Genomic DNA, 23,037 nt, shown 5'->3' with positions numbered 1-23,037 from the left:
CCCCCCTTATAAAAACAACGATATTGCCCCAGCGATGCTCTCTTTAAATGAACGGAAGAAGTTTGGTTTGGTCAGGTCCGCTAATAACAAGGGCTTTGAATCAAGCAAATCTTTATTAATAATATCCTCGACCCTTGAAATATACTTAGGATCATGAATATAGCAATTAATTTCTTTATTTAAAAAAATGCTTCTTTTATCAAAATTGGCTGTGCCGATATCACATATTTTTTCATCAAAAATACATGTTTTTGCATGATAAAATCCGTTTTTAAATTCAAAAACTTCAGCACCTGCGATTAATAAACGGCGCAAGTAGGGGAAGGATGCCTCCTGGACTAAAATATGATCCGATTTGGCAGGGACAATGACACGGAGCCGAACACCGCGGTGAATTGCCTCCAAGAGTGTAGCAAACACCCTTTTACTGGGAATAAAATAGGGTGTACCAATCAAAATCGATGTCTTTGCCGCCTTAATTCGTTCGACAAAAATTTCCTCGAGCTGTCCTGCTTCTGTCGGAATAAGTTGATGCAAAAAATCCCCTGGGGCATTTTTTGAAAAAAGGGCATCGTCTCCTAGCAAATCAACGCCTCCATATTCCTTCCAATCCTTTAAAAACACCCGCTGAATAAAGGGCACAGATTCGCCGCTTATTTTTAAATGATAGTCTCGCCAAGGACTTAGTTTCGGGTCCTGGTCAACATATTCCTTGGCAACATTAAAGCCGCCAAGATAGGCAATAGTCCCATCGATGATTGTGATTTTCCGATGATTGCGTACTTGTGAGGAATAAAACAGAAAGGGAAACCGCAGCCGATTACTGAAGGCAAACTCGACGCCCGCTTCCTTTAGTGCTGAAATTGTATCCCGTGATACCTTGTGGCTCCCAAGCCGGCTGAGAAGAAGCCGGACTTGAACACCTTCCTGGGCCTTCTTTTTTAAAATAGATAGGAATTCTTTGCTGATTTGGTCTTTTTTCACAATGTAAAATAACACGTGGATATGGGCTTTGGCCTGCTTTAGCTCATTGAAAAAATCAGCCATTAATTCCGGGCCATGTGGGAAAATGTCCAAACTTCCATACAAAAATGTAGACTCTTCCTTTCTGGCGATCCTCATGTGCTTTTTTCGGCCAAGAAGAAAATCGCAAAAAATCCATATTAGAATAATGATTATGATTCCCAATAAAACCTTCATTTTGCTCATCTCCTCCTAGCATATGGATTAGGATGACCAGAAACAGCTTGTCCTATTTATCACAAAATGTTTGACTGAAAGTTCACACAATTTATAATAGAGATAAGAATACTATTCTGAAAATTTTAAAAAATAGAGGAGGCGAGGCAATGAATGGATTGTTATGGATTAACTTAATTGCGTTTTTAGCCGTAACTGCTTACGGGATTAGTCTATTTGTTTATGTTGTAAAAACGCGGATTGAATACATTAAGCTGGGCAAGCAAACGGAGTTTGATAACGATGTAAAAAGACGGCTCGAAAAGATTTGGATCAATGTTTTCGGCCAGAAAAAGCTTTTGAAAGATAAAAAAAGCGGCATCATGCATGTGATGTTTTTTTACGGCTTTATTCTTGTTCAATTTGGAGCGATTGATTTTATCTGGAAGGGAATCAAGCCTGGAACACATCTGCCGCTGGGACCGCTTTATCCAGGCTTCACCTTTTTCCAGGAAATCGTTACACTCTTGATTTTAGCAGCGGTCATCCTGGCGTTTTACCGCCGTTATGTTGAAAAGCTAGTCCGCTTGAAACGAAACTTTAAATCGGGACTTGTATTGATTTTTATTGGGGGCTTAATGGTTTCTGTGTTGATTGGCAATGGCATGGGGCTCATTTGGCATGGGGAGACCCCGACATGGACAGAACCTGTGGCATCCCTGATATCCTATGCTGCGATTGGAAAGACGGCGGCAATTTTTATCTTTTATATTGCCTGGTGGCTGCATTTGCTCTTATTATTATCCTTTTTAGTTTATGTACCGCAATCCAAGCATGCGCACTTAATTGCCGGTCCTGCCAACGTTTACTTAAACCGTTTGGAAAAGCGGGCAAGCTAAAAGCCATCAATTTTGAAGATGAGACCCAAGAATCGTTTGGAGTTGGAAAAATTGAAGACTTTACAAGGTTGCAGCTTGTCGATTTATATGCCTGTGTTGAATGCGGCCGCTGCACGAATATGTGCCCAGCGACTGGGACAGGGAAAATGCTGTCGCCGATGGACCTGATGATTAAACTGCGGGATCACTTGACGAACCATGGTGCTGCCGTAACGTCAAAGCAGCCATGGGTACCAACGTTTGCCTTCGCCCATACAAAAGGCAATAAGTTAGCGCTTGCCGCCGCAGCAAGCGGGGCCCAAGAAGCGGCCGCAACGGCTGTCTATAATCCAAGCCTGATTGGTGAAGTCATTACCGAAGAAGAAATTTGGGCCTGTACAACCTGCCGCAATTGTGAGGACCAGTGTCCGGTGATGAATGAACATGTCGAAAAAATTATCGACCTGCGTCGCTATCTTGTTTTAACAGAAGGAAGAATAAACTCCGATGCACAGCGGGCCATTCAAAATATTGAGCGCCAAGGCAACCCGTGGGGCTTAAGCGGAAAGAACGGGAAAATTGGCGTGAAGCAGCAGAAGGCGTCCACATTCCAACGGTCAAAGAAGCCAAAAAGGCCGATGAAGAGTTCGAATACCTCTTTTGGGTCGGTTCGATGGGTTCCTATGATAACCGCAGCCAAAAAATCACCATCAGCTTCGCCAAACTGTTAAACGAGGCAGGTGTGAAATTCGCCATTTTGGGCAACAAGGAGAAAAATTCCGGTGACACACCTCGCAGGCTTGGCAATGAGTTTCTTTTTCAAGAGCTAGCTACAAAAAATATTGAGGAAATGGAAAAAAGTGAGGTCAAAAGGATTGTGACGATTGACCCGCATGCCTATAACACTTTTAAAAATGAATATCCTGACTTTGGCTTAACAGCAGAAGTCTACCATCACACCGAGCTGTTGGCCCAGCTTGTGAAGGATGGGCGGCTCGTACCGAAATACGAGGTCAATGAGACCATTACCTTCCATGATTCCTGCTACTTGGGCCGTTATAACGAAGTCTTTGATCCGCCAAGGGAAATTTTAAAAAGCATTCCTGGGGTCAAGCTTGTGGAAATGGAACGAAACCGTGAAACAGGCATGTGCTGCGGGGCAGGGGGCGGCTTAATGTGGATGGAGGAAGAAACAGGCCATCGCATCAATGTAGCCCGCACTGAGCAAGCTCTTGCTGTAAATCCAACCGTCATTAGCTCTGGATGTCCTTATTGTTTAATGATGCTATCTGATGGAACAAAAGCAAAAGAAGTGGAAGATAAAGTCAAGACGTATGATGTCGCCGAGCTTCTTGAAAAAGCAGTTTGCGGCGATTAAAGTCGGAATTTGTAAAATAAAAAAACTAAATAATAATTGGAGTCGGAATGTGTTGAATATTGTAAATATTATAATATCGACTTCCGGCTTTTTTTGTGCAAATATAGAAAGTGAGAAAACGCTCTCAGCAGGGCTTGAGTGAGCGTTCAGTCATGAACAAAGTAATGGTGCCCATATTCGGGCACTTTTAATGTAAGTCCAGACAATAGCATCGATGACATTCAAAAAGGACAACTAGAGGAGAGGGATGGATGATGATGAAAACAGTCATTTTAAGTGGAGTTAGAACACCTTTTGGGAAACTTGGGGGAGCATTAAGCAGTTTTACGGCTTCACAATTAGGCGGAATGGTGATCAAAGAAGCTTTATCACGCGCTGAGGTTGAATCAGAACATGTTCAAGAAGTCATTCTTGGTAGCGTTTTGCAAGGGGGACAAGGGCAGATTCCATCCCGCCAGGCAGCTGTTCAAGCTGGACTTCCGTGGGAAGTGAAAACAGAAACCATCAACAAGGTATGTGCATCGGGAATGCGCAGTGTCACGATGGCAGACCAAATGATAAGACTCGGCGACGAAGAGGTTATCGTTGCAGGCGGGATGGAGTCGATGAGCAATGCACCTTACATACTTCCAAAAGCCAGATGGGGCTTAAGAATGGGCGACACATCTGTGAAAGATTTAATGGTTTATGATGGTTTAACCTGCAGCTTTACCGGTGTTCATATGGGCACATATGGAAACGCAACCGCTAAGGAAATGGGCATTACCCGCCAAGAGCAGGACGAGTGGGCGTTGAGAAGCCACAAGCTTACCGTTGCTGCTATCGAAAACGGTAAGCTGGCAGAAGAAATTCTTCCAATTAGCGTACCGCAGCGAAAAGGTGATCCAATCGTTGTTGACCGTGACGAATCACCCCGTGCTGACACTTCAATTGAACGGCTTTCCAAGCTAGCTCCGGTGTTTAACTTTGATGGCACCATTACTGCAGGAAATGCTCCTGGGGTGAATGACGGTGCGGCGGCGTTAGTGTTGATGAGCGAAGAGCGTGCACTAAAAGAGGGAAGAACACCGGAGGCGGTTATCCTTGGATCGGCAGCCATCGCTACGGAAGCGAAGGATTTCCCGAAAACGCCTGGAATTGTAATTGAGGAACTGTTGAAAAAAACGGGTAAAACTCTGGGTGAAATTGATTTGTTTGAAATCAACGAGGCTTTTGCGGCAGTTGCCTTAGCAAGCACAAAGATTGCTGGTCTTGATCCTGAAAAACTAAATGTAAATGGGGGAGCGATTGCGCTTGGGCACCCAATCGGTGCAAGCGGCGCCCGCATCATTATTACGTTGATGCATGAACTAAAACGTCGCGGCGGCGGTGTTGGCATTGCGGCGATCTGCAGCGGCGGCGGCCAGGGAGACGCAATTATGATTGAAGTGCCGAAGCAATAAGTCCAAATGGGGTTGGCGGAATTAACGTTGATTTCGGCGAAATAATCTAATATTTTGCGGAATTAACGTTAATTATGGCGGAATAATTTAAAATTCAGATGAATAATCGCCCGGATTGGCGGAATCCGCATCGTAGGGTCATAAGCGTGAAACCTAGATTAATAGATTTTTTTAACTATAGGGGGAGAAATCATGCAGGTGAAACAGGTAATGGTCATTGGAGCAGGTCAAATGGGATCGGGGATTGCCCAAGTTTGCGCTCAAAGCGGTTATCAAGTTTTTTTAAATGACATCAAACAAGAATTCGTTGATCGCGGATTAGGGATCATCAATAAAAACCTTGGCAGACAAGTCGAGAAAGGAAGATTGTCTTCCGAGCAAAAAGAGGAAATCGTTGGACGGATCCAAGCCTCTACCGATATCAATGATGCTGCGAATGTTGACCTTGTCATCGAAGCGGCAGTTGAAAATATGGAAATCAAAGCGAAAATTTTTAAAAGGCTGGATAATATCGCTCCTGCCCATGCCATTTTGGCAAGCAATACATCCTCACTGCCGATCACAGAAATTGCTGCGGTTACTAAGCGGCCGGATAAAGTAATTGGCATGCATTTTATGAACCCTGTTCCTGTCATGAAACTGGTTGAAATCATCCGCGGCTTGGCAACGGCTGATCAAACCTATGAAACGATCTCTGAAATGACGAAATCCTTGAATAAAGTTCCCGTCGAAGTTAATGATTTCCCTGGCTTCGTTTCAAACAGGGTCCTAATGCCGATGATTAACGAAGCCATCTATACCCTTTATGAAGGTGTCGCAACGAAGGAAGCCATCGATCAAGTCATGAAGCTTGGGATGAATCATCCAATGGGGCCGCTTCAGTTAGCCGATTTTATTGGTCTGGATACGTGCTTGTATATCATGGAGGTCCTTCATGAAGGCTTCGGTGACTCCAAGTACCGTCCATGCCCCTTGCTGCGGAAGTATGTTAAGGCAGGCTGGCTAGGCTGCAAAACGGGCCGTGGCTTTTACACCTATGATAAATAATACATGAGGGGGCGTCATGGATGAAGCTAACATTTACGGAAGAACAAGAAATGCTCAGAAAGATGGTCCGAGATTTTGCTCAAAGTGAAATTGTCCCTTTTATTGAAAAAATGGAACAAGGCCAGTTTCCATCCGAGGTCCTTCGCAAAATGGGAGAACTGGGCCTGATGGGGATCCCAGTGCCTGAAAAATATGGTGGGGCAGGGATGGATTTTATCTCTTATATCCTGGCCATTCATGAACTTTCTCGGGTCAGCGCAACCATCGGGGTCATCCTCTCTGTCCATACCTCTGTATGTACCAATCCAATCCTTTATTTTGGAACAGATGCACAAAAGCAAAAATACGTACCTAAACTTGCTTCAGGCGAATATTTAGGTGCTTTTTGCCTGACTGAATCAAGCTCGGGTTCAGATGCCTCTGCCTTAAAGACAAAAGCCGTAAAGCATGGAAATGACTATATCATCAACGGCTCCAAAATGTTTATTACCAATGGCGGTGCGGCTGACGTTTATATCGTATTTGCCTCGACAAATCCAGGGTTGAGAAGCAAAGGCATTACTGCCTTTATTGTGGAAAAAAACACACCAGGCTTCATTGTTGGCAAAGATGAGCGAAAAATGGGACTGCACGGCTCAAGAACTGTCCAGCTCTCCTTTGAGAATATGCGGGTACCTGTCGAAAATATACTTGGTTCTGAAGGCGAGGGCTTTAAAATTGCGATGGCCAACCTCGATGTGGGGAGAATTGGGATTGCGGCCCAGGCAATGGGTATTGCCGAAGCGGCACTCGATGCTGCAACCTCCTATGCCAAGGGGCGCCAACAGTTTGGTAAACCGATCGCAGCTCAACAGGGAGTAGCCTTTAAGCTTGCTGACATGGCAACAAATGTGGAGGCCGCCAAGCTATTACTCTATAGGGCCGCACATTTACGGCAGCAAGGTCAAAAATGCAGTTTTGAAGCTTCCACTGCGAAGCTGTTTGCCTCAAAGACCGCCGTCGAAACCGCAATCGAGGCGATTCAAGTTTTTGGCGGCTATGGCTACACCGAGGACTATCCAGTCGAACGCTACTTCCGCGATGCCAAAATCACCGAAATTTACGAAGGAACAAGTGAAATCCAGCGGATTGTGATCAGTAAAAGTTTACTTTCTTAGGGCTATGATGATGGGAGCGCCTGAAGCGGACATCGCCAACATAGCCACCTTAATAATAGGAGGAGTACCCTGATGAATTTTCAATTATCGGAAGAGCATGAAATGATTCGGAAAATGGTTCGAGATTTTGCCCGAAACGAAGTTGCCCCAACTGCTGCTGAGCGCGACGAAAACGAACGCTTTGACCGCGAAATTTTCGACCAAATGGCGGAGCTCGGCTTAACCGGGATTCCATGGCCTGAAGAGTACGGCGGCATCGGCAGCGATTATCTCGCCTATTGCATCGCTGTCGAAGAACTATCAAGAGTTTGCGCCTCAACAGGTGTCACTCTTTCTGCCCATACATCCTTGGCCGGCTGGCCAATTTTTAAATTCGGCACAGAAGAGCAGAAGCAACAATACTTAAGGCCAATGGCTGAAGGAAAAAAAATCGGTGGCTACGGCTTAACAGAGCCTGGCAGCGGCTCTGATTCAGGTGCGATGAAAACAACGGCCCGTAAAGATGGTGACCACTATATATTAAATGGCTCCAAAATTTTTATCACCAACGGCGGAGTTGCTGACATTTATGTCGTGTTTGCCTTAACTGACCCAGACAAAAAACAAAAAGGCATAAGCGCCTTTATTATCGAAGCGGCCTTTCCAGGCTTTTCTGTTGGCAAAAAAGAAAAGAAACTAGGGATTCGTTCCTCGCCGACAACGGAAATTATTTTTCAAGATTGCAAGGTTCCTGTTGCAAATCGTCTTGGAGCAGAAGGTGAAGGCTTTAAAATTGCGATGATGACCCTTGATGGCGGCCGCAACGGCATCGCTGCCCAAGCGGTTGGAATTGCGCAGGGGGCATTGGATGCAGCGGTTGATTATGCCCGTGAGCGCCATCAATTTGGCCAACCAATTGCCGCCAATCAGGGCATTGGCTTTAAACTGGCCGATATGGCAACAAGCGTTGAGGCCGCAAGACTATTAACCTACCAGGCAGCATGGCTGGAGTCGAGCGGAAAGCCATATGGCAAGGAGTCGGCGATGTCAAAGCTATTTGCTGGAGACACAGCCATGAAGGTCACAACCGATGCCGTACAGATTTTTGGTGGTTACGGTTATACGAAGGATTATCCTGTTGAACGCTTTATGCGCGACGCCAAAATCACCCAAATCTACGAAGGCACCCAAGAAATCCAGCGCCTCGTCATCTCACGAATGCTCACGAAATAATCGTGACCATGAAGACGGAGAATCGGCCTGGAAGGTAACGAAAAGCCGCAAATCGTGACCATGAAGGTAGAAAATCGGCTCGAAAGGTAACGAAAAGCCGCAAATCGTGCCCATGAAGGCGGGAAATCGGCTCTGAAGGTAACGAAAAGCCGCAAATCGTGCCCATGAAGGCGGGAAATCGGCTCGAAAGGTAACGAAACAAGAAACCAGAATCCCAGTGGGCCGATAACGAATACTGCTATCAAAAAGTAATGGTCAACGTAACAAAAAGTAAAAGGGGGGATGGACCATTGGAAAAAACAATCATGACAAAGAGGCAGGTTGAAACCTCTGTTAAAGATGAACGCCTGATTCAAAAAAGGCGGGATCAAATGATTAAGGGGGCTGTCACTCTTTTTAAACAAAAAGGTTTCCATGGTACAACTACTAGAGAAATTGCCAAAGCTGCAGGATTCAGCATTGGCACACTATATGAATATATACGCACCAAGGAAGATATTCTGTTCCTTGTTTGTGACAGCATCTACGAAAATGTTAGCGAACGCCTCGGTAAAGACCTCGCTGAAAAAAAAGGAACATTAAAAAGCCTTAAATTAGGGATCGCCTACTATTTCAATATCGTTCATGAAATGCAAACAGAATTCCTCGTTTTGTATCAGGAAACGAAGTCCCTTTCAAGGGATGCCAAGCACTATATTATTGAAAAGGAAACAGAAATGGTTGGCATGTTTGAAAATGTGCTGGCCAAATGTGTTGCCAATGGCGAGCTGCACTTGTCCGAGCGAGAAGTAAATATGATGGCCCATAATATTTTTGTTTTAGGACAAATGTGGGGATTCCGCCGTTGGGCCCTGCAAAAACAATATACACTACAGGAGTATATTGATCTGCAAACAGACCTGTTGTTTTCTGGAATCAGGTAATTTTTGGAAGGAGGAAAAGGATGAGCACAACTGAAAGGTATAAGCCGCAAAATCACATTCGTTTTGTAACAGCTTCCAGTTTGTTTGATGGACATGACGCCTCCATCAATATTATGAGAAGAATTTTGCAGGCTAGCGGCGCAGAAGTCATTCATCTCGGCCATAACCGCTCCGTGGAGGAAATCGTCAATGCCGCTATCCAGGAGGATGTCCAAGGCATTGCCATTTCGTCTTATCAAGGCGGACATATGGAGTATTTCAAATATATGTATGATTTATTAAAGGAAAAAGGGGCATCCCAAATTCGTATTTATGGCGGCGGTGGCGGTGTAATCCTTCCCCGGGAAATAAACGAGCTTCACGAGTACGGAATCGCTTGGATTTTTTCACCGGAAGATGGCCGGGTCATGGGCCTTCAGGGCATGATTAATCGAATGCTAGCGGAATGTGATTTTTCAACGGTTACCGTAGATGCGACAGAACAAATTGAAAAACTAAAAAACGGTGACATAGTTGCGATTGCCAAACTGATTACCCTCGCAGAACTAAACGTCCAGCTTGTACGGGAAGCTGCATCGACGATTGAAAAAGTTAGAAGCTTAGCAGGGGCTGCTCCAGTGATTGGGATTACCGGAACAGGTGGTGCTGGAAAAAGTTCCTTAACCGATGAATTGATCCGCCGCTTTATCAACGAAATTCCTGAGAAAAAAGTGGCTATTTTATCCGTCGATCCAACAAAGCAAAAAACGGGTGGTGCTCTTTTAGGCGACCGTATTCGAATGAATGCGATCTTTAACCCTCGTGTTTATATGCGCAGTCTTGCCACACGTTCCTCCAAAAGTGAATTATCGTTAGCGATCCAGGATGCAGTGGCGGTGGTGAAGGCGGCCGGCTATGACCTGATTATCGTCGAAACGAGCGGGATTGGCCAAGGCGATGCCGAAATCACCGAAATCTGTGATGTTGCCCTATACATCATGACAAGCGAATTTGGGGCCCCAACCCAGTTGGAAAAAATCGATATGATCGATTTTGCCGATTTGATTGTCATCAACAAATTTGAGCGTAAAGGCTCAGAAGATGCATTGCGTCAAGTCCAAAAGCAATTCCAGCGAGGTCAGATGCTTTTTGAAAAAGAACTCGAGGATATGCCGGTTTACGGCACGATTGCCAGTCAATTTAATGACCAGGGAACAAATGCCCTGTTTGCAGCCCTGATTGAAAAAATCAATGAAAAAACCGCCGCCAATTGGCAGACTTCCCATCGTCGCAATGCAAAAGTCGAAAAGCAAAATGTGATCATTCCGAATGAACGCCGCTACTACTTGCGCGAAATTTCCGATACCGTCAGGAATTATCATAAAAAGGCAGAAGTGCAGGCGGATCTAGCTCGGAAGCTTTTCCAGCTTGAAGGGGCAATCGAGCTAGTCAAGGAACAGGCCCCCGAGGTACTCGCAGCGTTGGAAAAAGTCAAGCAGGAAACAGAAGAGAAACTAACTCCTGAAACAAAAAAAATCCTTGCCGGCTGGGAGCAAACGAAGGCCGACTATAAGCGTGACCAATTTGTCACACGGGTCCGTGATAAAGAAATCATTACCGTGTTAAAAACAAAATCCCTGTCAGGAATTGATATTCCAAAGGTGGTCCTGCCAGGATTTAAGGATTACGGAGAAATCATCCGCTGGGTATACCGCGAAAATGTTCCTGGAGGTTTCCCATATACGGCTGGAGTTTTCCCATTTAAACGCGAAGGGGAAGATCCAAAAAGACAGTTTGCCGGTGAAGGCACACCGGAGCGGACGAATCGCCGTTTCCATTATTTATCAAAGGACGATCATGCCAAACGCCTGAGTACAGCGTTTGATTCCGTAACCCTTTACGGTGAGGATCCCGACTATCGGCCGGATATTTTTGGAAAAGTAGGGGAAAGCGGGGTTAACGTCTGTTCCCTTGCTGATATGAAAAAATTGTATGCAGGATTTGATTTATGCCATCCATCCACATCTGTTTCGATGACGATTAATGGTCCGGCACCAATCATCCTGGCAATGTTTATGAATACGGCGATTGAACAGCAGATGGAAAAAAGAGAGGCTCAGCTCGGCCGCCCATTAACTGCAGATGAATATGAACAAGTAAAGGCCTACACGGTAAAAACAGTACGGGGCACAGTCCAGGCTGATATTTTAAAAGAAGACCAAGGCCAAAATACTTGTATTTTTTCAACAGAATTTGCATTGCGGATGATGGGAGATATCCAGCAGTATTTCATTGATCACCAGGTTCGCAATTACTATTCTGTTTCGATTTCTGGTTATCATATCGCTGAGGCCGGCGCTAATCCCATTTCACAGCTGGCATTTACGTTGTCAAATGGCTTTACCTATGTGGAATATTATTTAAGCCGCGGCATGCATATTGATGATTTTGCACCAAACTTATCGTTCTTTTTCTCCAATGGGCTTGATCCTGAATATACGGTGATTGGCCGAGTTGCCCGCCGAATTTGGGCAACGGTGATGCGCGATAAATACGGAGCAAATGAACGCAGTCAGAAACTTAAGTACCATATCCAAACATCGGGCCGCTCCTTGCATGCCCAGGAAATTGATTTTAATGATATCCGTACAACCTTGCAGGCCTTGATGGCCCTGCATGATAATTGTAATTCGCTTCATACCAATGCTTATGATGAGGCGATTACAACGCCGACCGAAGAATCAGTTCGGAGGGCGATGGCGATTCAAATGATTATTACCAAGGAGCATGGTTTAACGAAAAATGAAAATCCCTTGCAAGGTTCATTTATCATTGAAGAGCTGACAGACCTTGTCGAAGAAGCCGTTCTTCAGGAATTTGAACGAATCAATGATCGCGGTGGTGTGCTTGGAGCGATGGAGACACAATATCAGCGCGGTAAAATTCAGGATGAATCGATGTATTATGAAATGAAAAAACACTCGGGTGAACTGCCGATTATTGGCGTCAATACGTATTTGAACCCGAATCCGCCATCTTCAGAAGAAATCGACACGATGGAAATTGCCAGAGCTTCCAAGGAAGAAAAAGAATCGCAAATCCATCATTTAAGGGAATTCCAACAAGAGCATGAAGAAGAGGCAGAAAAAGTGCTGCAAAAGTTAAAAGAAACAGCCGTCCAGAACGGTAATATTTTTGAAGCATTAATGGATGCTGTCAAGGTGGCAAGCCTCGGGCAGATTACTAGGGCCCTTTATGAAGTAGGCGGTCAGTACCGAAGAAATATGTAGACAATGGCGCTTTGCCATTGTTTTTTTGTAGAGTTCGTATATAATTCTACTTGAATTCATGTAACCAGGCAGGTGGAAGTACTTTGAGGAAAACATACTTAATTTTTTTGCTGGTTTTAATCATTCTTGCCTGGCCTGCTTATTATCTTTATCAGCGCCAATTAGGTGCCATTCCATTTTTACTGATTGCCATTTTCTTTTTTTACCTGACGGTGAAGCAATTTAGACGGTTTACAAGGCATGATCCAACAAAAACAAATATGGAAAAGAAAGAAAAAATCAAGCAGAACAACAGATAGAGCTAGCATAAACGGTAAAAAATTGTTTATAATGAAGAATATGCATTCTGGGATAGGATTTCCCAGCCCTGCACCCTGTTAGTGGGTGCGATTAGAGAAAGGAAGTGCCGAAATTGAGTTTACAGGAGCTATACTCCAAAGAGCAATTACAAGAAATGTCTTTAATTGAAATTACTTTCGATTATTTAAAAAATAGTAAACAACCGATTTCCTTCAATGATTTAATGAATGAAATGTCCGCCGCTCTTGGCCTTACAGATGAGCAAGTAAGAGCAAGAATTGCGCAATTTTATACTGACCTGAATATAGATGGCCGTTTCTTGACTTTAGGAGAGAACCGCTGGGGACTTCGCGTTTGGTATCCTGTTGATACCCAGGAAGAGGAAGTTGTCTCAGCTGTTAAGCCTAAGAAGAAGAAGGCGAAGAAAGTCGTGGATGAAGACGAGGCTGATCTTGGCGACTTTGATGATATCGAGGACGACTTTGACGACTATGAAGAGGACGACATTGATGACTTTGAAGAAGATGACGACGACGATGATCTTCTAGATGACGACGAAAGCTTCGATGAAGAAGATCTTGACGAAGATTTAGACGACGTCGACGAAGAGCTTCTTGAAGACGACGAAGCTGCCATTGTGGAGGAAGAAGATTTTGACCTCGACGAAGACGAATTAGACGAAGACGTCGACGATGACGGGGAAGAAGAATTAGACGAAGACGAAGAGAAAGACCGCTAATTTTTTTATAAAAAGTCGGCTTGACTTTTTAGATTCTCACTTGTAGAATACTTTTTGGGCTCCTTAAAAAGGAACGAACGATTTACAATAGCTAATAAGCGCTCCCTTACTTAGTGTAAGTGGGGCGCTTTTTTATTTGAGTGGAAAAGGGGCGGAGCTGCGCGAGGTAAGAAACGAGAAAATATTTTTCGTGAAATTATAGGTGTATTCATCGAATTGAATATTCCTAGCTCCGCTCCACCGCCTTATTTATTTATGTATCGTTTCACTTCCATGCCTGAAGGGCAGATTAATAAATTTTTCAAAAAGTGCCTTTAACAAACTAGATAATGCACAAACTGTATTAGAGGGGGAATAAATAATGACAAAGTATATATTCGTAACAGGCGGTGTTGTTTCATCTCTTGGAAAAGGGATTACAGCTGCATCACTGGGAAGACTCTTAAAAAATCGCGGCCTCTCCGTAACCATCCAAAAATTTGATCCATACATTAACGTCGACCCAGGAACAATGAGCCCATATCAGCACGGTGAAGTATTTGTTACCGACGATGGTGCAGAAACCGACTTAGATTTAGGCCATTATGAGCGTTTTATTGATATCAATTTAACCAAATTCAACAATGTAACAACTGGAAAAATTTACTCAAGTGTTCTGCAAAAAGAGCGCCGCGGTGATTATTTAGGCGGAACCGTTCAGGTAATCCCGCATATTACAAATGAAATCAAGGAACGAGTAACTCGCTCCGGCAAGGAAACAAAAGCGGATGTTGTCATCACAGAAATTGGCGGAACCGTTGGAGATATCGAATCATTGCCGTTCCTTGAAGCCATCCGCCAGCTTAAAGGTGATTTGGGCAGTGACAATGTGATGTACATACATTGTACACTTGTTCCATATATCAGGGCTGCCGGCGAGTTAAAAACAAAACCAACCCAGCACAGTGTGAAAGAAATGCGCAGCATTGGAATTCAACCAAACATTATCGTGCTTCGGACAGAAATGCCGATTTCTCAAGATATGAAGGATAAAATTGCGTTATTCTGCGATATTGATAAAAATGCAGTGATTGAATGTGCGGATGCTGATACGCTTTATGAAATTCCATTAGCCCTACAAGCGCAAAATATGGACCAAATTGTTTGCGACCACCTAAAATTGATCACACAAGAAGCTGATATGACAGAGTGGAAACAATTAGTCAATAAAGTCAGGAACCTTTCAAAGCTAACAAAAATTGCTTTGGTCGGTAAATACGTTTCCCTCCAGGATGCCTATATTTCTGTCGTTGAGGCCCTTCGTCATGCGGGATATAAATATGATACAGATATTGAAATTAACTGGATTAATTCCGAAGATGTAACAGCGGAAAATGTGGGTGAACTTCTTGAAGATGCTGATGGAATTTTGGTTCCTGGCGGCTTCGGTGACCGTGGTATTGAAGGGAAAATTCATGCGATCAAATATGCACGTGAAAATAAAAAGCCATTCTTGGGCATTTGCCTCGGCATGCAGCTGGCTACCATCGAATATGCTCGCAATGTGCTTGGACTCAATGGGGCCCATACTGCTGAAATCGATCCAGATACAAAGTATCCGATCATCGACCTCTTGCCAGAGCAGAAGGATATTGAAAACTTAGGCGGAACACTAAGACTTGGTTTATATCCATGCCGCCTTGCGGACAACACGAAAGCATTCGAAGCTTACGGTGAAGAAGTGGTGTACGAACGCCACCGTCATCGTTATGAATTTAATAATGAATTCCGTCAGGCGATGGAAAGTGCTGGTTTTGTCTTCTCAGGGACAAGCCCAGATGGACGTTTAGTGGAAATTATCGAGCTTAAAGACCATCCGTGGTTTGTGGCCTCACAATTCCATCCTGAACTTGTTTCAAGACCACTTCGTCCACAGCCGCTATTCCGTGAATTTATTAACGCTAGCTTAAATAAATAGAGTATAAAAAAGCCAGTCTCTTATTTGAGGGACTGGCCTTTTTACAGTAAATGGCAAAACGTGCAAAGGTCCTCGAAAATCGTGCATCTTCAGTTCAAAATTGTGCAAGACCCCCTCGGAAACGTGCAACCCACTATCAAAAACGTGCAAGGCCCCTCAAAATTGTGGAACCCGCCTTTGAAAACGTGCAAGGCCCCTCAAAGTTGCGGAACCCACCTTTGAAAACGTGCACTGCCCAACCCTACAAATACTCTGCCATGATCTCATCAATGGTAAACTTCAGGGCATGATAGATAAATAAAGCAGCCATTGCGGATGGAAAGCCGTAGCGGTTGCCTTCATCATCAGGCAGCAGCCCCTTGGTTAAATGCAGATTAATATGGACATCAGCTAAGGTTGCGAGTTGGCCAGGGTCATCTTCATCTAAAACCGAGCATATTGAAACAAATGGAACTCCTTTTTCCGCTAACAGAAAAGCAAGCCTTACCGCTTCTTCATCTGTTGAAAACCGTGACAAGAGCAAGACGCGGTCGGCAGCGGAAACTGCCGCCAAGTGAGGGTCAGAAATTATTTTTGTATAACGAAGGGGCTCAAGCCCGTAAACTGCCTCAAAAGCGATCCCTTTCATTTCAGCGGTTCCCAATATGTAAATAAAGCCATCTCCGGCAGGCGCCTGGGAGAGAAGGCGGGCAGCATCCTCAATTTGGTACTCTTCCTCTTCGGCAATTTTTCGGAATAAACCAGTTATTTGGGTGGAAAACATTTTTAACATAAAAACCTCCTGAAAAACACTTTTTACGTGTTTATTATACCCGACAAAGGAAAATGCATAAATTGACACATGTCAAAGGAAGGAAAATGCAAAATAAAATAGAAGTATATAATACAGATAGGATACATAGAAAGAGGTGGCAAGATGAAAGAGAAAATATTAATCGTGGATGACCAATTTGGGATCAGAATTTTGCTAAATGAAGTTTTTCAAAAAGAGGGGTATGACACCTTCCAGGCAGCAAATGGTCTTCAAGCACTTGAAGTCGTAAAAAACAATAAGCCTGACCTCGTTTTGCTTGATATGAAAATTCCCGGAATGGATGGCATTGAAATTTTAAAAAGAATGAAAGTGATTGAGCCGGACATTTGCGTCATCATTATGACAGCCTATGGCGAACTCGACATGATTCAAGAAGCAAAAGACCTGGGTGCCATCACTCATTTTGCCAAGCCATTTGATATTGATGATATCCGCACAGCTGTTAAAAACAATCTCCCGCAAAACACCAATTAATAAGCGTTTTCATTGGAATTGTTTGCAAATGTAAGTACCTTTTATGGCTTTCTTTTAGCTGTTTTGATATGATTACAGATGAACTTTGAGTGGCTGTCAATCTTTTCTACAAGGTCTAAAAGGATACATAATTTTGAAATGTAAAGGAAATTCTTTATATGGAAATCCCTGTTTTTTTGAGAGGATGTCAGCCGATATTAAGGAGGAAAAGAAATGCCATTAGTTTCAATGACAGAGATGCTGAATAAAGCGAAAGCGGGCCACTATGCTGTTGGTCAATTCAACATCAACAATCTAGAATTCACACAAGCAATTCTTCAGGCTGCTGAAGAAGAAAAGTCACCAGTTATTCTAGGTGTTTCTGAAGGCGCAGGTCGTTATATGACCGGTTTTAAAACAATTGTAAAAATGGTAGAAGGGCTAATGGAAGATTTGAAAGTTACAGTTCCTGTAGCTATTCATCTTGACCATGGTTCAAGTTTTGATAAATGTAAAGAAGCAGTGGATGCCGGATTTACATCTGTAATGATTGATGCGTCCCATCATCCATTTGAAGAAAATATCGAAATCACCAAAAAAGTTGTCGATTATGCACATTCTAAAGGTATTTCAGTTGAAGCAGAATTAGGCACAGTCGGTGGACAAGAAGATGATGTGATCGGTGAAAGCATTATTTATGCGGACCCACAAGAATGTGTAAGACTTGTAAAGGAAACAGGCATTGATTGCCTTGCTCCAGCACTTGGATCTGTCCATGGTCCATACAAAGGTGAGCCAAATTTAGGTTTTAAGGAAATGGAAGAAATCGGGCAAATTACTGGTGTGCCATTAGTACTTCATGGCGGCACAGGAATTCCAACAAATGATATTCAAAAATCGATTTCGCTTGGAACCGCAAAAATTAATGTAAACACAGAAAACCAAATTGCTTCAGCCAAAAAGGTTCGTGAAGTTCTGGCTGCAGATCCGGACGTGTATGATCCACGGAAATACTTAGGACCTGCCCGCGAAGTAATTAAACAAACTGTTATCGGCAAAATCCGCGAATTTGGTTCTTCTAATAAAGCGTAATTTGCGAAAAAATAACAAATGGAACCGTCCTTCTCGAGAGGACGGTTTCAGCATGTCTTCTAAAAAATGATAGAATTGTTGAAATAAACTGAATTTTGGAGGAAGAAAAATGAAATTTTTTATTGACACAGCTAATATTGAAGAAATTCGTGAAGCCTATGCACTTGGACTTTTAGCAGGTGTTACAACCAATCCAACGCTTGTGGCGAAAGAGGGAAACGTATCCTTTCATGACCGTTTAAAAGAAATCACTGACCTTGTTCCTGGTTCAGTAAGTGCAGAGGTTATTGCCCTTGATGCCGAAGGAATGATCAAAGAAGGTAAAGAGCTTGCAAAAATTGCTCCAAACATTACGGTTAAAGTACCAATGACTCCAGATGGCTTAAAAGCTGTACATGCATTATCACAGGAAGGCATCAAAACAAATGTAACGCTTATTTTTAATGCAAACCAAGCATTGCTTGCCGCTCGCGCTGGCGCAACATATGTTTCACCATTCCTTGGCCGTTTAGATGATATTGGTCAAGAGGGCTTAGATTTAGTTTCAACGATTGCTGAAATTTTTGCAGTCCATGGCATTGAAACTGAAATTATTGCAGCATCGATCCGCCACCCAATGCACGTAACAGAAGCAGCCCTAAGAGGAGCACATATTGCCACCATTCCATTTAAAGTGTTAATGTCATTAACAAAACATCCATTAACAGACAAAGGAATAGAAAGCTTCCTAAAAGACTGGAGCAACCGTCCAAACGCATAATATATAGGCTGTGTTGAGTAAAATTTGTGATTTTTTGCTCTGTTGATTTGTGTGGAAGGCGCGAGACTCCTGCGGGAGTACGGGGCAGGGGAGACCCCACAGGTGCGTTAGCACCGAGGAGGCTCCCCGGCACGCCCGCGGAAAGCGAAGCGCCTGGAGCGCAAATCAACATGCTAATTTACACAGCCAATTTTTAATTCCATTTAAGGGCTTTTATGGGAAAGATTAAAACCCAGACAAGCCCTTACTTCCACAAAAAAACCAGCATCCACTTGACAAATTCCACACCTTTAAACGTTTGAGTAAACAAAAAAGTTTTTTCATTTTCTGTTAACTTTTTTTAAATACCATACATGAAATTTGGTTTATCGTGTAAACTATAAATTAGACGATTGTCGGAATATGTCTGTTTTTATTGGAAAAAATATCTAAATAGAGCAACTTATTGCCCATATATAAACCATTCATGGTACAGCTTAAGGCAAGAAAGGAGTAGAAAATGGAAAAACTTATGATTGCTGGCGGTGATCCGTTAAAAGGAACCGTAAGGATTAGCGGTGCTAAGAATAGTGCAGTAGCCTTAATTCCAGCGACAATTTTAGCGGACTCTCCTGTAACAATAGAGGGACTACCAGATATATCGGACGTCTTGCTCCTAAAGGGTCTTCTTGAGGAAATTGGCGGCAAGGTCAATTTTTCTGATGAAGAAATGACGGTCGATCCCTCCTTAATGATCTCGATGCCTTTGCCAAATGGAAAAGTCAAAAAACTGCGTGCCAGCTATTATTTAATGGGAGCGATGCTTGGCCGCTTTAAAAAAGCAGTGATCGGCCTCCCTGGCGGATGCCATCTTGGGCCAAGGCCAATTGACCAGCATATTAAAGGCTTTGAAGCACTTGGAGCAAATGTAACCAATGAGCAAGGAGCGATTTACTTACGGGCGGACGAGCTCCATGGTGCCCGCATCTATCTGGATGTTGTCAGTGTGGGGGCAACGATCAATATTATGCTCGCAGCAGTTCGGGCAAAAGGGCGGACGGTCATCGAAAATGCCGCAAAGGAACCTGAAATTATCGATGTCGCCACATTGCTAACGAATATGGGGGCTAAAATTAAAGGTGCAGGTACAGATGTTATTCGTATTGACGGTGTCGAAAGTCTGCATGGCTGCCGACATACAATTATTCCTGACCGAATTGAAGCAGGAACTTTTATGATCATGGGCGCTACAGTTGGACAAGGCATGCTGATTGACAATGTCATTCCGCAGCACTTAGAGTCACTTACTGCCAAACTTCGTGAAATGGGCGTCAATGTTGAATCTGGTGATGATCAGATTTATGTTGAACCAGGTCCCAATCCATTGAAAGCGGTTGATATTAAAACGCTTGTTTATCCTGGGTTCCCGACAGATCTGCAGCAGCCATTTACGACCTTGCTGACAAAAGCGGCTGGATCAAGTATGGTTACTGATACTATTTATGGTGCCCGTTTTAAACATATTGATGAGTTAAGAAGAATGAATGCCAACATAAAAGTCGAAGGACGTACCGCCATTATCAATGGACCTATTCAGCTGCAAGGGGCAAAGGTGAAAGCAAGCGACCTCCGTGCTGGAGCGGCACTTGTCATTGCCGAACTTTTAGCTGATGGAGTGACTGAAGTTACGGGACTCGAACATATTGACAGAGGCTACAGCAATCTTGTTGAAAAATTAACCGGCCTTGGTGCCACAGTATGGCGCGAATCATTAACAAAAGAAGAAGTAGAGCATTTAAAAAATATATAAAACATCAAGATTTGGCGTAAAATGAGGAGAAATTGGGGGATTGAAACAAATGGAAAGAAGTTTAACAATGGAACTTGTCCGTGTAACAGAGGCTGCTGCCCTTGCCTCTGCAAGATGGATGGGCCGCGGGAGAAAAATGGAGGCCGATGATGCAGCAACATCGGCGATGCGTCGTGTATTTGATACAGTCCCAATGAAAGGAACCGTTGTTATCGGGGAAGGCGAAATGGACGAAGCACCAATGCTATACATCGGTGAAAAACTTGGGACAGGCTGGGGCCCGCATGTTGACGTGGCTGTAGACCCACTTGAAGGTACCGAAATTCTTGCCGCAGGAGGCTGGAATGCGCTGGCTGTCATTGCCATTGCCGATGAAGGCAATCTTCTCCATGCGCCAGACATGTACATGGACAAAATTGCGGTTGGTCCGGAAGCGATTGGACAGGTTGATATTAATGCACCTGTGATCGACAACTTAAGAGCAGTCGCCAAAGCCAAAAACAAGGATATTGAAGATGTCGTGGCAACAATTTTAAACCGTCCTCGTCATGAAGAAATCATCCGTCAAATCCGTGACGCAGGCGCCAGAATCAAGCTAATAGAAAATGGTGATGTTGCCGGTGCAATTAACACTGCATTTGACTTTACAGGTGTGGATATCCTGTTCGGATCAGGTGGCGCACCAGAAGGCGTGCTTGCAGCGGTTGCACTTAAATGTCTAGGCGGCGAACTGATTGGTAAATTGCTGCCGCAAAACGAAGCAGAACTCGAGCGTTGTAAGGGTATGGGACTTGATGTAAACCATATATTACGCATGGAAGACCTTGTTAGAGGCGATGATGCGATCTTTGCAGCAACCGGTGTAACAGATGGTGAGCTATTAAAAGGTGTACAGTTTAAAGGACCAAGGGCCAAAACGCATTCCATTGTTATGCGTGCTAAATCAGGAACAGTCCGCTTTGTTGACGGTTCACACAGCTTGAAAAAGAAACCAAATCTTGTTATGAAATAAGCAAAAAAGTGAAAGGATGTCTTGGGAGGGCTTGCCCATCCTGAGACATTCTCTCCTCCACAATTTTGCTCCTTCCTTGATTTTTCTTCCAATTTTAAAAATTTATTGATTAATGTTGGTTATAGAGGGTAAAATAGAAATTGTGAATTTTTCTACATTTTTTCCTTTTCCTAATACTTCACAATATCTTCTGTAAAAATATAGAATCTTTCCTCCAAAATTATGGATAGTATTTAAAATATCAAAGAGTGGTGTACAAATGGAAGTAACAATATCAGGCTTAGAAAATATGAAATTAAAGGAACTTTATGAGCTTGCCCGTGAATTTAAAGTGTCCTATTACAGCAAAATGACTAAGAAAGAATTAATTTTTGCAATCTTGAAAGCACGTGCTGAGCAGCAAGGTTATTTTTTCATGGAAGGCGTACTCGAAATTATTCAGTCGGAAGGCTTTGGCTTCTTACGTCCAATAAATTACTCCCCAAGCTCCGAGGATATTTATATCTCTGCATCACAAATTCGCCGCTTTGACCTTCGCAATGGTGACAAAGTTTCTGGTAAGGTTCGACCTCCAAAGGAAAATGAGCGCTACTATGGTCTTTTGCATGTTGAGGCAGTAAACGGGGACGACCCGGAATCTGCAAAAGAGCGCGTTCACTTCCCAGCTTTAACGCCGCTATATCCTGATCGTCAAATGAAGCTTGAAACAGGACCTAAAGGCATATCAACCAGAATTATGGATCTCTTGGCACCTGTTGGCTTTGGTCAGCGGGGATTGATTGTGGCACCGCCAAAAGCAGGTAAAACCATGCTGTTAAAAGAAATTGCCAACAGCATCACAACTAACCATCCTGAAGCAGAATTAATTGTGTTATTGATTGATGAGCGTCCGGAAGAGGTAACTGACATTGAGCGTTCCGTAGCCGGTGATGTTGTCAGCTCAACATTTGATGAAGTGCCGGAAAACCACATTAAAGTGGCCGAGCTTGTGCTTGACCGTGCCATGCGTCTTGTGGAGCATAAACGCGATGTTGTCATTTTAATGGACAGTATTACTCGTCTGGCTCGTGCTTACAACCTTGTGATTCCGCCAAGCGGAAGGACCTTGTCAGGTGGTATTGACCCTGCTGCGTTCCACCGTCCAAAACGATTCTTCGGTGCTGCCCGTAATATTGAAGAGGGTGGCAGCTTAACGATTTTGGCAACAGCCCTTGTGGATACAGGATCACGGATGGACGACGTGATTTATGAGGAATTTAAAGGAACAGGTAACATGGAGCTTCATCTCGATCGTTCGCTTGCAGAGCGCCGCTTTTCCTGGCCATCGACATTCGCCGTTCCGGAACACGGAAGGAAGAACTCTTGCTGCCAAAAGATCAGCTTGATAAATTATGGGCAATTCGCAAATCGATGACCGATTCACCAGACTTTGCCGAACGTTTCTTGAAAAAACTAAAACAAACCAAATCCAATGAAGAGTTCTTCGCCCAGCTCGGAGAAGAATTAAAGGCGCGCCGCAGTTAAAGTGGACAACGCTAAGTTGTCTCGGTGACGCCGACTTGGTTCATTTTTGTAAAAAAAAGGATGTAAGCGCCGCTTGCCAAAGTGGTAGGGGCTTGCTATAATATTACCAGTG

At 43.7% G+C, this 23,037-nt stretch carries 16 protein-coding genes and 2 pseudogenes; 16 read left to right on the top strand and 2 right to left on the bottom strand.

Annotation, left to right across the window (positions count from 1 at the left end; all coding sequences use genetic code 11):
- Window positions 1-6: 6 nt before the first annotated feature.
- A complete protein-coding gene (cls, locus tag RCG17_RS12415; protein ID WP_308175437.1) occupies window positions 7-1,200 on the bottom strand; it encodes a cardiolipin synthase in 1,194 nt (397 codons plus the stop codon).
- 149 nt (window positions 1,201-1,349) lie between these two features.
- On the opposite strand from cls, the pseudogene RCG17_RS12410 reads away from it, so the two are divergent.
- The 10 genes and pseudogenes from RCG17_RS12410 to RCG17_RS12365 all read left to right on the top strand — a co-directional run bounded on the left by RCG17_RS12410 (window position 1,350) and on the right by RCG17_RS12365 (window position 15,481).
- Window positions 1,350-3,435: pseudogene (locus RCG17_RS12410) on the top strand (heterodisulfide reductase-related iron-sulfur binding cluster).
- A 254-nt stretch (window positions 3,436-3,689) separates the two neighbouring features.
- The gene (locus RCG17_RS12405) at window positions 3,690-4,877 is read left to right on the top strand and encodes an acetyl-CoA C-acetyltransferase (RefSeq protein ID WP_308175830.1); all 1,188 of its coding nucleotides are present in this window, start codon (window positions 3,690-3,692) and stop codon (window positions 4,875-4,877) included.
- A gap of 192 nt (window positions 4,878-5,069) precedes the next feature.
- Window positions 5,070-5,924 carry a 3-hydroxybutyryl-CoA dehydrogenase gene (locus RCG17_RS12400; protein ID WP_308175436.1) on the top strand — a complete coding sequence of 285 codons (855 nt, stop codon included), beginning with the start codon at window positions 5,070-5,072 and terminating at the stop codon, window positions 5,922-5,924.
- A 20-nt stretch (window positions 5,925-5,944) separates the two neighbouring features.
- Window positions 5,945-7,081 carry an acyl-CoA dehydrogenase gene (locus RCG17_RS12395; protein WP_308175435.1) on the top strand — a complete coding sequence of 379 codons (1,137 nt, stop codon included), beginning with the start codon at window positions 5,945-5,947 and terminating at the stop codon, window positions 7,079-7,081.
- Between the two features lie 72 nt (window positions 7,082-7,153).
- Window positions 7,154-8,293 (top strand): acyl-CoA dehydrogenase, encoded by a 1,140-nt coding sequence (locus tag RCG17_RS12390; protein ID WP_308175434.1) that lies wholly within the window; start codon window positions 7,154-7,156, stop codon window positions 8,291-8,293.
- A gap of 305 nt (window positions 8,294-8,598) precedes the next feature.
- Complete coding sequence (locus RCG17_RS12385; RefSeq protein WP_308175829.1) at window positions 8,599-9,216, top strand: TetR/AcrR family transcriptional regulator; 618 nt, start codon at window positions 8,599-8,601, stop codon at window positions 9,214-9,216.
- 20 nt (window positions 9,217-9,236) lie between these two features.
- Window positions 9,237-12,485 (top strand): fused isobutyryl-CoA mutase/GTPase IcmF, encoded by a 3,249-nt coding sequence (gene icmF / locus RCG17_RS12380; protein ID WP_308175433.1) that lies wholly within the window; start codon window positions 9,237-9,239, stop codon window positions 12,483-12,485.
- Between the two features lie 83 nt (window positions 12,486-12,568).
- Complete coding sequence (locus tag RCG17_RS12375; RefSeq protein ID WP_308175432.1) at window positions 12,569-12,784, top strand: hypothetical protein; 216 nt, start codon at window positions 12,569-12,571, stop codon at window positions 12,782-12,784.
- 113 nt (window positions 12,785-12,897) lie between these two features.
- On the top strand, window positions 12,898-13,524 hold the full coding sequence (rpoE, locus tag RCG17_RS12370) for a DNA-directed RNA polymerase subunit delta (RefSeq protein WP_374120925.1): 627 nt from the start codon (window positions 12,898-12,900) through the stop codon (window positions 13,522-13,524).
- Window positions 13,525-13,885: 361 nt separating this feature from the next.
- Window positions 13,886-15,481: a CTP synthase gene (locus RCG17_RS12365; protein WP_308175430.1), complete on the top strand. Its 1,596-nt coding sequence runs from the start codon at window positions 13,886-13,888 to the stop codon at window positions 15,479-15,481.
- A gap of 241 nt (window positions 15,482-15,722) precedes the next feature.
- Here the strand turns inward: RCG17_RS12365 and RCG17_RS12360 are convergent, their stop codons facing one another.
- On the bottom strand, window positions 15,723-16,253 hold the full coding sequence (locus RCG17_RS12360) for a DUF2529 domain-containing protein (RefSeq protein ID WP_308175429.1): 531 nt from the start codon (window positions 16,251-16,253) through the stop codon (window positions 15,723-15,725).
- A 144-nt stretch (window positions 16,254-16,397) separates the two neighbouring features.
- Here RCG17_RS12360 and RCG17_RS12355 point away from each other — a divergent pair, with 144 nt between their 5' ends.
- The 6 genes and pseudogenes from RCG17_RS12355 (at window position 16,398) to rho (ending at window position 22,925) form a co-directional block, all read left to right on the top strand.
- A complete protein-coding gene (locus tag RCG17_RS12355; RefSeq protein WP_308175428.1) occupies window positions 16,398-16,769 on the top strand; it encodes a response regulator in 372 nt (123 codons plus the stop codon).
- A gap of 213 nt (window positions 16,770-16,982) precedes the next feature.
- Window positions 16,983-17,840: a class II fructose-bisphosphate aldolase gene (locus tag RCG17_RS12350; protein ID WP_308175427.1), complete on the top strand. Its 858-nt coding sequence runs from the start codon at window positions 16,983-16,985 to the stop codon at window positions 17,838-17,840.
- Window positions 17,841-17,949: 109 nt separating this feature from the next.
- The gene (gene fsa, locus RCG17_RS12345) at window positions 17,950-18,600 is read left to right on the top strand and encodes a fructose-6-phosphate aldolase (RefSeq protein WP_308175426.1); all 651 of its coding nucleotides are present in this window, start codon (window positions 17,950-17,952) and stop codon (window positions 18,598-18,600) included.
- 499 nt (window positions 18,601-19,099) lie between these two features.
- Window positions 19,100-20,389 carry a UDP-N-acetylglucosamine 1-carboxyvinyltransferase gene (locus RCG17_RS12340; RefSeq protein ID WP_308175425.1) on the top strand — a complete coding sequence of 430 codons (1,290 nt, stop codon included), beginning with the start codon at window positions 19,100-19,102 and terminating at the stop codon, window positions 20,387-20,389.
- Between the two features lie 49 nt (window positions 20,390-20,438).
- Window positions 20,439-21,401: a class II fructose-bisphosphatase gene (glpX, locus tag RCG17_RS12335; protein WP_308175424.1), complete on the top strand. Its 963-nt coding sequence runs from the start codon at window positions 20,439-20,441 to the stop codon at window positions 21,399-21,401.
- Between the two features lie 259 nt (window positions 21,402-21,660).
- Window positions 21,661-22,925 (top strand): annotated as a pseudogene (gene rho / locus RCG17_RS12330) (transcription termination factor Rho).
- Window positions 22,926-23,037 lie beyond the last annotated feature (112 nt).

This window comes from Neobacillus sp. PS3-12 (assembly GCF_030915385.1).
Classification (GTDB): Bacteria; Bacillota; Bacilli; order Bacillales; family Cytobacillaceae; genus JAEVLT01.
Note: the sequence above shows the minus strand (reverse complement) of the source record. Positions and strands in the feature narration are given on the sequence as shown.

Coding starts and splice junctions, on each gene's coding strand:
- cls (WP_308175437.1), bottom strand. CDS start 1,200: ATGAAGGTTTTATTGGGAATCATAATCATTATTCTAATATGGATTTTT.
- RCG17_RS12405 (WP_308175830.1), top strand. CDS start 3,690: ATGATGAAAACAGTCATTTTAAGTGGAGTTAGAACACCTTTTGGGAAA.
- RCG17_RS12400 (WP_308175436.1), top strand. CDS start 5,070: ATGCAGGTGAAACAGGTAATGGTCATTGGAGCAGGTCAAATGGGATCG.
- RCG17_RS12395 (WP_308175435.1), top strand. CDS start 5,945: ATGAAGCTAACATTTACGGAAGAACAAGAAATGCTCAGAAAGATGGTC.
- RCG17_RS12390 (WP_308175434.1), top strand. CDS start 7,154: ATGAATTTTCAATTATCGGAAGAGCATGAAATGATTCGGAAAATGGTT.
- RCG17_RS12385 (WP_308175829.1), top strand. CDS start 8,599: ATGACAAAGAGGCAGGTTGAAACCTCTGTTAAAGATGAACGCCTGATT.
- icmF (WP_308175433.1), top strand. CDS start 9,237: ATGAGCACAACTGAAAGGTATAAGCCGCAAAATCACATTCGTTTTGTA.
- RCG17_RS12365 (WP_308175430.1), top strand. CDS start 13,886: ATGACAAAGTATATATTCGTAACAGGCGGTGTTGTTTCATCTCTTGGA.
- RCG17_RS12360 (WP_308175429.1), bottom strand. CDS start 16,253: ATGTTAAAAATGTTTTCCACCCAAATAACTGGTTTATTCCGAAAAATT.
- RCG17_RS12355 (WP_308175428.1), top strand. CDS start 16,398: ATGAAAGAGAAAATATTAATCGTGGATGACCAATTTGGGATCAGAATT.
- RCG17_RS12350 (WP_308175427.1), top strand. CDS start 16,983: ATGCCATTAGTTTCAATGACAGAGATGCTGAATAAAGCGAAAGCGGGC.
- fsa (WP_308175426.1), top strand. CDS start 17,950: ATGAAATTTTTTATTGACACAGCTAATATTGAAGAAATTCGTGAAGCC.
- RCG17_RS12340 (WP_308175425.1), top strand. CDS start 19,100: ATGGAAAAACTTATGATTGCTGGCGGTGATCCGTTAAAAGGAACCGTA.
- glpX (WP_308175424.1), top strand. CDS start 20,439: ATGGAAAGAAGTTTAACAATGGAACTTGTCCGTGTAACAGAGGCTGCT.